The sequence below is a fragment of the Streptomyces sp. NPDC050509 genome (assembly GCF_044457965.1).
GTDB lineage: Bacteria > Actinomycetota > Actinomycetes > Streptomycetales > Streptomycetaceae > Streptomyces.
Genome location: NZ_JBITHL010000009.1, coordinates 230,811 through 244,258, shown reverse-complemented (window position 1 = coordinate 244,258; position 13,448 = coordinate 230,811). Strand labels below are relative to the sequence as shown.

The window sequence follows — 13,448 nt, the reverse complement described above, 5'->3', positions numbered from 1 at the left end:
GACACGACGCCGGACATGACGCCGGACATACGGCTGCGCGACGGTGCCGAAGCACCGCCGCGCAGGACGTCGTTCACCCCTCAGTCACGCCCCCCGTCGGGCCGCGTTCACCACCAGAGGTGGGTGAAATTTACCGAGATGTTCTCGTTCGACTGATCGATCGAGGTGAAGCCCGAGCCCACCACACTCGCGGTGTTGTTCTGGTTGGACGCCCCGGCACCCGACGCCACCTGCTGTGTGGTCGTCGAGTTGCCGAAGTTGTGACCGCCCACCCCGCTGCCGCTGATCGACGCCGCGCCGGCGTTCGATCCGTCGTTGGCGAGGGCGCCGTTGTCGGCGCTTGCCACCCCGGTGAAGAGCGCGGCGGCCAGGGGCAGCGCGGCGACAGCGGCGAAGGCACGAGCGGTACGGAAGCTTGCCATGTCATTTCCTCCAGGAACCAGAAGTACGGCGGGAAGTGCATTTCGAACCCGGGCAGTTGGCCGACCGACCCGGTGGTGCTGGCGACGTCGCGACCTCAGAGTTGCCCACCGGATCCCCCCGGAACCACCCCGGAGGAATCGATTCCCCCGCAAGCGTGAGGACAAGTCGATAAACCCCCAATGCGCCCCCAAAGCCTCGTCCCACCCCGCGCACGCAGGGCCGATCCGGGAGAGCCCGGACCCGCGCGCCGTCCGCCGCAAGGGGTGAAGCGTTTTCAGCAGACCTCCCGGAGGCTCTTCGCCTCAGCATCGAAATCAACCGTTACGCCCCCTCCCCTGACCGCCCTCCCACCCTCCCCCCTTCCTTTCTTCGAACGCTTGTACGAACATGGATTCATGGCCACCACCGTCCGGCACACCGCCACCCTGGCCCTCGCGCACGCTCTGTCCGCTGCCGAGCGCGGGCTCCCCGTCATCCCCCTGTCCCCCACCAAGCTCCCCGCCCTGCGCTCACCGCACCGGGGCGGGCCCGAGCCGAGCCTCTGCCGCGGTGAGTGCGGGCGTCCCGGCCACGGCGTGCACGACGCCACCACCGACCCGGCGGAGGTGCGCGCGCTGTTCGCCGCCGCGCCCTGGGCCACGGGGTACGGCATCGCCTGCGGCCGACCGCCGCACCAGCTCATCGGCATCGACCTCGACATCGGCCCGGCGCATGGGGCCGCCGCCTCCGATCCCCTACGGGGCCCCGTACGGGATCCGCTGCGCGGCCCCGCGCCGGACTCCGTGGCCGCGCTCCAGCACCTCGCCTTCCAGCACCTCTTCACGCTGCCGGAGACGGTGGTCGTCCTGACGCCCAGCGGCGGCCGGCACATCTGGCTGACCGGCCCGCCGAACGTCGTCGTGCCCAACTCCGCCGGCCGGCTCGCGCCCGGTATCGACGTGCGCGGCGCGGGCGGCTACCTCGTGGGCCCCGGCTCGGTCACCGCGCGCGGCGCCTACCGGCTCGCCCCGGGGACGGCGGGGCTCGCGCCCGCGCCCTGCCCGCGCGCCCTCCTGCGGCTTCTCACACCCCCGGCCGGGCCCCGCCACGCGCAGGACCGGCCCGAGCGTGGCCACGGCCTGGTGCAGTTCGTGCTCGCCGCGCACGAGGGGCAGCGCAACACCCGGCTGTTCTGGGCCGCTTGCCGGGCGTACGAGCACGGCTTCGGCGACGCGCTCGCGGAGGCGCTGGTCGACGCGGCCGTCCGCACGGGCCTGACCGAGCACGAGGCGCGCGCCACGATCGCCTCGGCGGCCCGCCTCACGTCCCGCCCCTGAGGCGATCGCCGCGGAGCGATCACAGCGAGGCGATCACGACGGGACGCGGGCGCCGATCACCTTTTCCGAAATGATTACCTGGATCCGTGCATCTCTCCGGCGCCTTCACAGGTCTCCTCTGGGGACCCCTTCCTTGATCGGAGCCCAGGGCGGCCCCATTTCGCCGCCCTCCAGATGCACTTGACCGCATTTCACTGCATTTCACTGCATTTCACCGCATCCGCGAACTCGGAGTGTTTCCTTGATATCCACCCACCCGGGCGTGCGCAGATCCGCCGTGATCGCCCTCAGCGCCGGCGCCCTGCTCTCCGTCTCCGCCCTGTCGGCGCCCGCCCAGGCGGCGACCACCGCCCCGGCCGCCGCCGCGGCCCCGACCGTCTCCGCCAAGGGCGCGTTCGTCCTGAACAACGCGTCCAGCGCCACGGTCTTCAGCAAGGCCGCCGACACGCGGCGCCAGATGGCGAGCACGACGAAGATCATGACGGCCGCCGTGGTGCTCAGCACCAAGGGCGTGGACCTCAACCGCAAGGTGACCGTCAAGCAGGCGTACCGCGACTACGTCGCCAAGGAAGGCGCGAGCACCGCCGACCTGCGTACCGGGGACAAGATGACCGTCCGTCAGTTGCTGTACGGGACGATGCTGCCCTCCGGCTGCGACGCGGCGTACGCCCTCGCGGACACCTACGGCACCGGCTCCACCAACGCGGCCCGTACGAAGTCGTTCATCGCGAAGATGAACGCGAAGGCCAAGGAACTGAAGCTCACCAACACCAAGTTCGACTCCTTCGACGGGATCTCCGGCGGCGGCAACAACTACACGACGCCGCGCGACCTGGCGAAGATCGCGCAGTACGCCATGAAGAACGCGAACTTCCGCGCGGTCGTCAAGGCCACGTCGTACAAGGCCGCGGCCCCGGCCGCGAACGGCGGCACGCGCACGTACACCTGGTACAACACCAACCAGCTCCTCGGCTCCTACAGCGGCGCCATCGGCATCAAGACCGGTACGGGCACCGCCGCCGGGCCCTGCCTGGTGTTCGCCGCGACGCGCGGCAGCAAGACGCTCGTCGGCGTCGTCCTGAACGGCACCGACCGCTACAAGGACGCGGCGAAGATGCTCGACCACGGCTTCGGCGCCTCGACCGCGAAGACGATGAAGCTCCGTACGCTCCCGTCGAACGCACAGCGCGACTAAAGCGACGCGGTAACGCGGCACGAACGAGGAGAGGACGGTCGGACCTGGTGGTCCGGCCGTCCTCTCCTCGTCTCGCTACGCCCAGGTGATCAGGCGCTTCGGCTGCTCCAGGACCGCACCCACGTCGGCGAGGAACATCGAGCCGAGCGCCCCGTCGATCAGCCGGTGGTCGAAGGAGAGCGCCAGGGTCGTGACCTGGCGTGGCTTGACCTTTCCCTTGTGGACCCAGGGCTGGGGCTTGATCGAGCCGACCGCGAGGATGGCGGACTCGCCCGGGTTCAGGATCGGCGTACCGGTGTCGACCCCGAAGACGCCGACGTTGGTGATGGTCACCGTGCCGCCCTGCATCGCCACCGGGGTCGTCCGGCCCTCGCGGGCCGTGGTGATCAGCTCGCCCAGTGACTCGGCCAGTTGCGGCAGCGTCTTGTCGTGCGCGTCCTTGATGTTCGGGACGATCAGACCGCGCGGGGTAGCCGCCGCGATGCCCAGGTTGACGTAGTGCTTGAGCACGATCTCCTGACGGGCCTCGTCCCACGCCGCGTTGACGTCAGGGTTGCGCTTGAGGGCGACCAGAAGCGCCTTGGCGACAAGGAGCAGCGGGCTGACCCGCACACCCCCCATGTCCTTGTCGGACTTCAGCTCCTCGACCAGCTTCATCGTGCGCGTCACGTCGACGGTAAGGAACTCCGTGACATGCGGCGCGGTGAAGGCGCTGCCCACCATCGCGGCGGCCGTGGCCTTCCGTACGCCCTTGACGGGGATACGGGTCTCCCGGGCGGTGCCGGAGGGCTGCGCGGGCGCGGGGGCCCGGGTGAGGACCGGGGCCGGGGCGGAGACCGGCGCGGACGGAGCCGGGGCCTCGGGGCGTTCCCGTACCGGGGCCGTGGCCGCGTGGACGTCCTCGCGGGTGATGATCCCGTCCGGGCCCGACGGTGTCACCGTCGCCAGGTCCACGCCGAGGTCCTTGGCGAGCTTCCGTACGGGCGGCTTGGCCAGCGGGCGGGCGGAGGCCGCCGCCGTGCTCGCGTGGCCGTTCACCTGCTCCGGTACCGAAGGCACAGGAGGCACCGAGGTCACAGGAGGCACCGGAGCGGGCTGGGCGGCCGTCGGAGTGCCGCCCTTGCGCGGGCGGCGCTTCGTCGACGCCTCGGCCACCCCGTAGCCGACGAGGACCGGCGTACGGCCGCTGCCCGCGGGGGCCGCGTCCGGGGCCTCAGGCGCCTTCTGGGCCTTCTCAGGAGCCGAAGAAGCCGACGGAGCCGGCGCGGGCGGTTCCTCGCCGCTCCCGGGCGCCACGTCCACCGTGATGATGGACGCGCCCACGTCCACCGTGGTGCCCTCCTCGAAGCGCAGCTCGCGCACCACCCCGTCGTACGGGATGGGCAGCTCGACGGCCGCCTTCGCCGTCTCCACCTCGCACACGACCTGGCCGTCCGTCACGGAGTCGCCCGGCTGTACGTACCACTTGAGGATCTCCGCCTCCGTGAGCCCCTCGCCCACGTCGGGCATCTTGAACTCCCGGTACCGGGCGGAGGTTTCAGCAGTCATGGTCACGGCACTCCTCAGTACGCGAGCGAGCGGTCGACGGCGTCGAGCACCCGGTCCAGGCCCGGGAGGTACTCGTCCTCCAGCCGGGCCGGCGGATACGGCGCGTGGTAGCCGCCGACCCGCAGGACGGGCGCCTCCAGGTGGTAGAAGCACCGCTCCGTGATGCGGGCGGCGATCTCCGCGCCGGAACCGAAGAAGACGGGCGCCTCGTGCACGACGACCAGCCGGCGTGTCTTCTCCACCGACGTCTGGACCGTGTCGAAGTCGATCGGCGACATCGACCGGAGATCGACGACCTCCAGCGACTTGCCCTCCTCGGCCGCGGCCGACGCGGCCTCCAGGCAGACCTTCACCATCGGGCCGTACGCCACCAGGGTGAGGTCCGTGCCGTCCCGGGCGACCGTTGCCCCGTGGAGGGGGCCGGGGATGGCCTCCGTGTTGACCTCGCCCTTGTCCCAGTAGCGGCGCTTCGGCTCGAAGAAGATCACCGGGTCGTCGCTCTGGATGGCCTGCTGCATCATCCAGTACGCGTCCGACGCCGTGGACGGCGAGACGATCTTCAGCCCCGCCACATGCGCGAACAGCGCCTCCGGCGACTCGCTGTGGTGCTCGACCGCGCCGATGCCGCCGCCGTACGGGATACGGATCACGACGGGCAGCTTGATCTTGCCGAGCGAGCGGGCGTGCAACTTCGCGAGCTGCGTGACGATCTGGTCGTACGCCGGGAAGACGAACCCGTCGAACTGGATCTCCACCACCGGGCGGTAGCCGCGCAGCGCCAGTCCGATGGCCGTGCCGACGATGCCCGACTCGGCGAGCGGGGTGTCGATGACCCGGCCCTCGCCGAAGTCCTTCTGGAGGCCGTCCGTGACGCGGAAGACGCCGCCGAGCTTGCCGACGTCCTCGCCCATGATCAGGACCTTGGGGTCGGTTTCGAGCGCCGTGCGCAGCGACTCGTTGATCGCCTTCGCGATCGGGAGCTTCTTGACCGGGAGCTGCTGCGCGCCGTTCGGCGCTGTGGTCTGTACGGATGCGGATGCGGAAGCGGATACGGATGCCGACATGATCAGTTGTCCCCCTCGGCGGAACCTGCGGACCCGGAATCCGCGAACGACGCCTGGTACGCCGCGAACTGCGCCCGCTCCTCGTCCACGAGCGCGTTCCCGTCGGCGTAGACATGGTCGAAGATCGCCATGGAGTCCGGCTGCGGCATCGCCCGTACCACGTCACGTACCCGCTTTCCGAGTGTCTCGCTCTCCTCGTCCAGCTCCGCGAAGAACGCCTCGTCCGCCTGGCCCTCGCGCTCCAGGTACCGGCGCAGCCGCAGGATCGGGTCCTTGGCCTCCCAGGCCTCCGTCTCCTCGTCCGCGCGGTACTTCGTCGGGTCGTCGGAGGTGGTGTGCGCGCCCATCCGGTACGTGAACGCCTCGACCAGCGTCGGCCCCTCGCCCCGGCGCGCCCGCTCCAGCGCGGACCGGGTCACGGCCAGGCACGCCAGGACGTCGTTGCCGTCGACGCGGACGCCGGGGAAGCCGTACCCCTGCGCACGCTGGTAGAGCGGCACCCGGGTCTGCTTCTCGGTGGGCTCGGAGATCGCCCACTGGTTGTTCTGGCAGAAGAAGACGACCGGCGCGTTGTAGACGGCGGAGAAGGTGAACGACTCGGCCACGTCGCCCTGACTGGAGGCGCCGTCCCCGAAGTACGCGATCACGGCGGAGTCCGCGCCGTCCTTGGCGACGCCCATGGCGTAGCCGGTGGCGTGCAGGGTCTGCGAGCCGATGACGATCGTGTAGAGGTGGAAGTTGTTCGTGCTGGGGTCCCAGCCGCCGTGGTTCACCCCGCGGAACATGCCCAGCAGCTTGGTCGGGTCGACCCCGCGGCACCAGGCGACGCCGTGCTCGCGGTAGGTCGGGAAGACGTAGTCGTCGTCGCGCAGCGCGCGAGCCGAGCCGATCTGCGCGGCCTCCTGGCCCAGCAGCGACGCCCAGAGTCCCAGCTCGCCCTGGCGCTGGAGGGCGGTGGCCTCGGCGTCGAAGCGGCGGGTCAGGACCATGTCCCGGTAGAGCCCGCGCAGGGATTCGGGGGTGATGTCGGCAATGAGGGCCGAGTATTCGGGGTGGTCCAGACGCTCGCCCTCGGGGCTGAGCAACTGGACGAGCTGCGGCTCGGAACCCGGCCCGGCGTGCGGCGGGGAATCCGGCCCGGAAGGCTGCGGTTTGGCCGTCTTCTTCGCGCTCGCGCGCTTGGTACCGGTACCGCTGCTCCGTCGCGGTTTGCGAGCGGCAGTGCTTTCCACGGTCACGTGCGTGCTCCTCCGTCTGTCCGGCCCCCGGGATCCGCCGGGAACCAGTGCGGCTCGCCTGTACCACCAGGCGCACGCGGGTGGGTGCGACCAAGTCGGGACAGACGTGACAGGTGCCCCGGCGAGCGCCCTGTCACAGGCACGTTACCCAGTGGGCACCATTACTGCGAAACCCCATCTGACCTGCAATTTTGATTGGATTTCCAAGTAAATCGGCAAAGTTTGGAACAACCACTGGTCACAGCCTCGCAGGCCGCCGGAACAACGGCACGTTATCCCGCTGATCTGCGGCAGGGAAGGGGTGAGTGTGTGAGACTGAATTCTGTGCACGAAGAAGGAAAAATCAGGGTATTCCTGCTTGATGACCATGAAGTGGTCCGCCGGGGAGTCTTCGAACTCCTCTCGGTCGAGGACGACATCGAGGTGGTCGGCGAGGCGGGCACGGCGGCCGACGCGATGGCCCGCATTCCGGCGACGCGCCCGGACGTGGCGGTGCTGGACGTACGGCTCCCCGACGGCAGCGGCGTCGAGGTCTGCCGGGAGGTCAGATCCAGGGACGAGTCCGTAAAGTGCCTGATGCTCACGTCGTTCGCGGACGACGAGGCGCTCTTCGACGCGATCATGGCCGGCGCCTCGGGTTACGTACTGAAGGCGATCCGGGGGAACGAACTGCTGACGGCCGTACGGGACGTGGCGGCGGGACGGTCGCTGCTCGACCCGGTGGCGACGGCGCGGGTGCTGGAGCGGCTGCGTACGGGGAACGGCCCGAAGGCGGACGACAAGCTGTCCGGCCTCACCGACCAGGAGCGCAGGATCCTGGATCTGATCGGCGAGGGGATGACCAACCGGGCGATCGGCGAGCGGCTCCATCTCGCCGAGAAGACGATCAAGAACTATGTCTCCAGCCTGCTCTCCAAGCTGGGGATGGAGCGGCGCTCGCAGGCGGCGGCGTACGTGGCCCGGCTCCAGGCCGAGAAGCGCTGACCCGGGGCCGCCGTACCGGGGCACCGGCCGCCGTACCGTGGCGCCACCGTATCTCCGTACCGTGGCGCCACCGCCCCTCCGTACCGCGGCACGCCGGGTCCCAATCGGGACCAACGTCCCATGATTCAGGGGCCGTCTCCCCTGGTGGGGGCGGCCTCGGCGACGGAGAGTGGACGGTATGTCCACCGAGGAACTCCGCGCCATCGACCTGCTCAGCCGCGTGCCGTACGGACGCGTGGCGACGAGCATGCGGGCCATGCCGTTGGTGGCTCCCGCCCGCCACGTGGTGACGGAGGGCTCGGTCCTCCTGAGGATGCACGCGGGGCACGGATACCACCAGGCGTGCGGCGGCGGGGTGGTGGCGTACGGGGCGGACAACTACGGCAGCGGCGGGGACGACCTCTGGTCGGTCCAGTTCACCGGGACGGCCGAGCTCATCGAGCCGACCCCCTCGGAAATCGAAATGTTTGGCGCCGGACCTCACCATGTGGACGGTGAACCGTTCGATCCGGTCTATATGCGGCTTACACCCCAGTTCATAACCGTACACACGCTCGACTGCACCGACGAGCGACGGAGTCAACACGCTGCGTGATCTAACATCTGACAAGTGCCGCGCTCATATGAACTCGCTGCGCCTGCCGCGACCGCCGTCATCCCCCGGCCCGCCGCCGCTCGTGCCAGCCACACAGCTCCGCCCGTTACCGCCCTCGTTTCCGCCCCCCGCACCACCCCTGTTCCCGCCCCTCGTACCACCCCCCACCTCCCGGCCCCGCCCGTCCGGCTGCTGCTCCGCCGCTACCGGAACACCGGCGACCCGTTGTCGTGCGAACCCGTCGCCCAAGGGCTCCTCAACCGCGGCTACCGGCTCCGCACCACCCGCGGCGCGTACTTCCTCAAGCACCACCTCGACGGCGACCACGAGGCCATCGCCCACCAGCACCGCGCCACGCAGCGGCTCCAGACGCTCGGCGTGCCCGTCGCGCCGCCCGTCGAGTCCACGGACGGGGACACCGTCGCCGTCATCGGCGGGCGCTGCTACGCGCTGCACCCCTGGGTCGAGGGCAGCCACCGCGACGGCGCGCAGCTCACCGCCCGCGCTTCGCGGCGCCTCGGCGGGCTGCTCGGGCTGGTGCACACCTGCCTGGAGCGGGTGATGGAGCCGGACCCGGCGGCGCTCGCGTATCTCAGCCCAGACCCCTCCGACACCTTCGCGCTCATCGGCGAACTCCTCGTCCTGGCACGCGGCCGGTCCCGCCGCGACGTCTTCGACTCGCTGGCCGAGCACCGGCTCGTGGAGCGCAGGGAGCTGCTGGAGCGCCACGCCCACCGCCGCCCGCCGCCCGGCACCGAGCCCGCGACGGGGTGGGTGCACGGCGACTTCCATCCGCTGAACCTGCTCTACCGGGGGGCGGAGCCGGCCGCGATCGTCGACTGGGACCGGCTCGGCGTCCAGCCGCGCGCCGAGGAGGCCGTAAGGGCGGCGGCGATCTTCTTCGTCCGGCCGACGGGGGAGCTGGAGCTGGCCAAGGTACGGGCGTACGCGCGGGCCTACCGCCGGGCGGCCGGGGCGGGCGCCTCCGAGCTGGCCGCGGCGGTCCACCGGGTCTGGTGGGAGCGGCTCAACGACTTCTGGATACTGCGGTGGCGCTACATGCTGGACGACCCGAGGGCCGACCCGCTGTTCGCCGCGGTGTCGGCCCTCGCGGTCTGGTGGACGCGGGAGTACGAGGCGGTCCGCGACGCGTTCACGGACTGACCGCGCCGCCGGGGCCGGCCGCGCGGGCCGGCCCGTGGACCAGCCGCCGGGACAGACCGCCGACGGGCCGGCCGCCGAGGCGGCCGGCCCGTCGCGCCGTCTCAGCCCTGGCCGCCCGCGTCGGCGCCCGCGTCCGCGCCGGTGGAGGTGCCCGTATCGCCGGTCACCCCGGTCGTGACCGACCCGGGACCGCCGGGCAGCTCGGAGTCGTCGCCGGTCGGCCCGCTGGACGGGTCGCTCGACGGGTCGGTGCCGCCCCCGCCCTCGGTCGTCCCGGCGTCCCCCGTGCCCGGGTCGGAGGAGGTCGGCGTGTCTTCCGACGGCTCCAGCGACGGGCTCGGCGACCAGGACGGCTTCCGGGTCTGCTCGTAGCTCGGGTAGTCGTTGCCGCCCGTGGACGTCTCCGTGTCGCTGTTCTGCGAGGACTGCGACTCCGAGGGACTCGGGCTCTGGCTCGTCTCCTCCTGGCTCGGGGAGTTCGTGGTCGGGTTCTTGGTGTCCTTGCCGGTGTCCGTGTCGCCCATGTTGTTCACCGCGAACGCGACCCCCGCGATGACCGCGATCACCGCGAGCGCGACGAAGAGCCAGAGCTTGCCGCGACCGCCGCCGTTGCCGTGGTGGCCGCCGTCGTAACCGCCGTCGTTCGGGTTCATCGGCGGCAGGATCGGACCCTGCGCGGTCTCGCTGTGCGGCGGATGGCCCATCGCCGTCGTCGCGGCCATCCCCATCGCCGGGGTGTTGCCGCCCATCATGTGGGCGTCGACCGGGCCGGTGTTCCACGTTCCGGTGTGGCTGCCCTGCTGCTGGATCATCTGCAGGCCGTACTGGACGAGCCCGCGCATCTCCTCGGCGCTCTGGAACCGGTCGTCCGGCTCCTTCGCGAGCGAGCGCATGACCAGGCCGTCCAGCTCCGGCGGCGCCACGTCCGCGACCTCGGAGGGCGGCACGGGGATGTCCTGGACGTGCTGGTAGACCACGGAGAGCGGGGTCTCACCGGTGAACGGGGGCCGCAGGGCGAGCAGTTCGTAGAGCAGGCAGCCCGTGGCGTACAGGTCGCTGCGGTGGTCGACCGCCTTGCCGAGGGCCTGCTCGGGCGAGAGGTACTGCGGCGTGCCCATGACCATGCCGGTCTGGGTCATCGTCGACTGCGCGCCGTGCAGGGCGCGCGCGATGCCGAAGTCCATCACCTTGACCGCGCCCGCGTCCGTGATGATCACGTTCGCCGGCTTGATGTCGCGGTGGACGATGCCGTGCTGGTGCGAGTAGGCGAGCGCCTCCAGCACACCGGAGACGATGATCAGCGCCTGCTCGGGCGGCGGGGCCTCCGCGCTGACGAGCAGATCGCGGATGGTGCGGCCCTCGACCAGCTCCATCACGATGTACGGCACGGTCTGCCCGTTGACGGTGTCCTCGCCCGAGTCGTACACCGCCACCACCGCGTGGTGGTTGAGGCCGGCGACCGACTGCGCCTCACGCGTGAAGCGGGCCTTGGAGACCGGGTCCTCGGCGAGATCGGCGCGGAGCAGCTTCACGGCGACGATGCGCCCGAGCCGTACGTCCTCGGCCGCGAACACCTCGGCCATGCCGCCGCGGCCGAGACGATGGGTCATGCGGTAGCGGCCGTCGCCGACCATCCCGCCGACCAATCCGTTGTCGCCCCAGGAGTCCGCCGCATCCGGCACTCCGCCGCCTGCTTCGGGTTCGGGTGCCATCAGTCCTCGCCGTCGTGTCTGTCCGCGTGGTGGCCGCGCGCGCGGTCCGCGGGTGGTCTGTGGGTCTCAGGAGCTCTGTGAAGCTTGTGTGTCTGCGTGTTGGGGACTTGGGAGCGTTGCTCAGGGGTGGCTATGGCACCTCACGCTACAGCCTCCCGGTGACACGCCGGTCCAGGATGGACCGGCCGTGAAACCCGATGCCGCGCTGGCCATGCACATTACGTGCGGTTCCTGTAACGCTTCCGAGACGCTTGCTGTGTCTACGGTCACGGAACGGGCACCCGGCTTGACGTGTCAGTGCCCTACGGCAAACTTGGCCAGTAATAAGGGATCACCGCGCCAGTATCGCCGTTATCGCGGGTACTGCCGGTATCGCCGCGAGAACGCCGCGCGAGCACGACCGCGTCCACGCGCGCCGAGGGGGAGCACAGTCATGAGCCACGACGGCGCACGGGGCCGCTATGCGGGCGGTTCGGTCGCGGGCGGCCGGTACCAGCTCCGCGATCTGCTCGGCGAGGGCGGGATGGCGTCCGTATATCTCGCGTACGACGCGGCGCTCGACCGTCAGGTCGCGATCAAGACACTCCACACCGAGCTGGGGCGCGAACAGTCCTTCCGCGAGCGCTTCCGCCGCGAGGCCCAGGCCGTGGCCAAGCTGTCACACACCAACATCGTCTCCGTCTTCGACACCGGCGAGGACACGCTCGACGGCGCCGTGATGCCGTACATCGTCATGGAGTACGTCGAGGGGCATCCGCTCGGCTCCGTGCTCCAGCAGGACATCGGGCAGCACGGCGCGATGCCGGCCGACAAGGCGCTCAAGGTGACGGCCGATGTGCTGGCCGCGCTGGAGACCAGCCACGAGATGGGTCTGGTCCACCGGGACATCAAGCCCGGCAATGTGATGATCACCAAGCGCGGTGTCGTGAAGGTGATGGACTTCGGCATCGCGCGCGCCATGCAGTCGGGCGTCACGTCGATGACGCAGACCGGCATGGTCGTCGGTACGCCGCAGTACCTCTCGCCCGAGCAGGCGCTGGGGCGCGGCGTCGACGCCCGCTCCGACCTGTACTCGGTCGGGATCATGCTCTTCCAGCTCCTGACGGGCCGGCTGCCGTTCGACGCGGACTCACCGCTGGCGATCGCGTACGCACACGTCCAGGAGGAGCCGGTCGCTCCCTCCAGCATCAACCGGTCGGTCACGCCGGCGATGGACGCGCTGGTCGCGCGTGCGCTGAAGAAGAACCCCAACGAGCGCTTCCCGAGCGCTGACGCGATGCGCGACGAGTGCGCGCGCGTCCTGACGGCCGGGCAGCCGGGCGCCCCGGTGATCGTGCCGGGCGCCCCGCAGCACACCAGCGGCTCGGGCGTGGGCGCGGCGGTCTTCCCGCCGGTGGACCAGTCGGGCCAGGTAGCCGCGCAGGGCGGCGTACAGACGCCGTACCAGCCGAACCCGTACGGCCAACCGACGCCCTCCCCCGCCTCGCCGTACGGCCCCGTGCAGACCCCGCCGCCGGTCCACGCGCAGAGCGCGGGCTACGGCTATCCGCAGGCGTCCCCGGCCTACTCGACCCCCGCGCCGACCGCGCCGCAGGCGTACAGCGTCTCCCCGCACGGCTCCTCCGGCTCCGGTGCGGGCAGTGGCGGCAGCGGCGGCGGCAAGCGGAGCACCCCGGTGATCGTGGGCTCGATCGCGGTCGCGATCCTGGCGATAGGCGGCCTGATCACCGCCCTCTCGATGAACGGCGACTCGGACGACGAGAAGACCGACCCGGTCGCCGGTACCAGCAGCGCACCGGCGCCGGCGAATCACCGGGACCCGGAGCGGAACCGGACGATCGACTCCGACAAGTGCACGGACGCGTCCGAGGACAGCCTGGACCCGTCGAAGGTGCTCGCCCCCGACCTGCGGTACAAGGACATCATCTCGGTGAAGGACTGCCTGCGTAAGGCGGGCTGGACCTGGTCGGAGCCGAAGAAGAAGGACGACGGCGCGCAGGCCGAGGACATCGTGATCACCCAGTACCCCGAACCGGGCTCGGCGGTCCTGCCCAAGGAGCAGCAGTTCGAGCTGACGATCTCCACGGGGGACGCGGGCTAGACCCTGTCCGACACGTAGCGCCGCAGGTCCGAGCCCTTCGCTCCGCGACGGACTGTACGAACGGGCTGTGCGAAATGTCCGAGATGCCGGTTTCGGTGTCCCATGTGA

11 protein-coding genes are annotated in these 13,448 nt (G+C 70.7%); 6 read left to right on the top strand and 5 right to left on the bottom strand.

All coding sequences use genetic code 11. From position 1 onward, the window contains the following. Window positions 1-107 precede the first annotated feature (107 nt). On the bottom strand, window positions 108-422 hold the full coding sequence (locus ACIBJC_RS26090; protein WP_399296399.1) for a hypothetical protein: 315 nt from the start codon (window positions 420-422) through the stop codon (window positions 108-110). A 396-nt stretch (window positions 423-818) separates the two neighbouring features. On the opposite strand from ACIBJC_RS26090, the gene ACIBJC_RS26085 reads away from it, so the two are divergent. Both ACIBJC_RS26085 and ACIBJC_RS26080 read left to right on the top strand, forming a co-directional pair. Further along, window positions 819-1,739: a bifunctional DNA primase/polymerase gene (locus ACIBJC_RS26085; RefSeq protein ID WP_399296397.1), complete on the top strand. Its 921-nt coding sequence runs from the start codon at window positions 819-821 to the stop codon at window positions 1,737-1,739. 262 nt (window positions 1,740-2,001) lie between these two features. Beyond that, window positions 2,002-2,934, top strand: coding sequence for a D-alanyl-D-alanine carboxypeptidase family protein (locus ACIBJC_RS26080; protein ID WP_399296395.1), 933 nt, complete (start codon window positions 2,002-2,004; stop codon window positions 2,932-2,934). Window positions 2,935-3,009: 75 nt separating this feature from the next. On the opposite strand, the gene ACIBJC_RS26075 is transcribed toward ACIBJC_RS26080, so the two are convergent. Genes ACIBJC_RS26075 through pdhA form a run of 3 tightly spaced genes read right to left on the bottom strand, consistent with a single transcriptional unit; the run spans window position 3,010 to window position 6,784 of the window. Then, window positions 3,010-4,482, bottom strand: a complete 1,473-nt coding sequence (locus ACIBJC_RS26075) for a dihydrolipoamide acetyltransferase family protein (protein ID WP_399296393.1) — start codon at window positions 4,480-4,482, stop codon at window positions 3,010-3,012. Window positions 4,483-4,496: 14 nt separating this feature from the next. Continuing rightward, a complete protein-coding gene (locus ACIBJC_RS26070; protein ID WP_399296391.1) occupies window positions 4,497-5,546 on the bottom strand; it encodes an alpha-ketoacid dehydrogenase subunit beta in 1,050 nt (349 codons plus the stop codon). 2 nt (window positions 5,547-5,548) lie between these two features. After that, window positions 5,549-6,784: a pyruvate dehydrogenase (acetyl-transferring) E1 component subunit alpha gene (pdhA, locus tag ACIBJC_RS26065; protein ID WP_399296390.1), complete on the bottom strand. Its 1,236-nt coding sequence runs from the start codon at window positions 6,782-6,784 to the stop codon at window positions 5,549-5,551. A 324-nt stretch (window positions 6,785-7,108) separates the two neighbouring features. On the opposite strand from pdhA, the gene ACIBJC_RS26060 reads away from it, so the two are divergent. The 3 genes from ACIBJC_RS26060 to ACIBJC_RS26050 all read left to right on the top strand — a co-directional run bounded on the left by ACIBJC_RS26060 (window position 7,109) and on the right by ACIBJC_RS26050 (window position 9,527). Beyond that, window positions 7,109-7,768, top strand: a complete 660-nt coding sequence (locus ACIBJC_RS26060) for a response regulator (protein ID WP_399296797.1) — start codon at window positions 7,109-7,111, stop codon at window positions 7,766-7,768. A 178-nt stretch (window positions 7,769-7,946) separates the two neighbouring features. Continuing rightward, window positions 7,947-8,363, top strand: coding sequence for a pyridoxamine 5'-phosphate oxidase family protein (locus tag ACIBJC_RS26055; RefSeq protein ID WP_399296388.1), 417 nt, complete (start codon window positions 7,947-7,949; stop codon window positions 8,361-8,363). Window positions 8,364-8,552: 189 nt separating this feature from the next. Then, window positions 8,553-9,527, top strand: a complete 975-nt coding sequence (locus ACIBJC_RS26050) for a phosphotransferase (protein WP_399296795.1) — start codon at window positions 8,553-8,555, stop codon at window positions 9,525-9,527. 101 nt (window positions 9,528-9,628) lie between these two features. Here ACIBJC_RS26050 and ACIBJC_RS26045 read toward each other — a convergent pair whose 3' ends face one another. Continuing rightward, entirely contained in the window at window positions 9,629-11,239 is a 1,611-nt protein-coding gene (locus tag ACIBJC_RS26045; RefSeq protein WP_399296386.1) for a protein kinase, read from the bottom strand. A 433-nt stretch (window positions 11,240-11,672) separates the two neighbouring features. Here ACIBJC_RS26045 and ACIBJC_RS26040 point away from each other — a divergent pair, with 433 nt between their 5' ends. Next, window positions 11,673-13,340 carry a protein kinase gene (locus ACIBJC_RS26040; protein WP_399296384.1) on the top strand — a complete coding sequence of 556 codons (1,668 nt, stop codon included), beginning with the start codon at window positions 11,673-11,675 and terminating at the stop codon, window positions 13,338-13,340. Window positions 13,341-13,448: the final 108 nt, after the last annotated feature.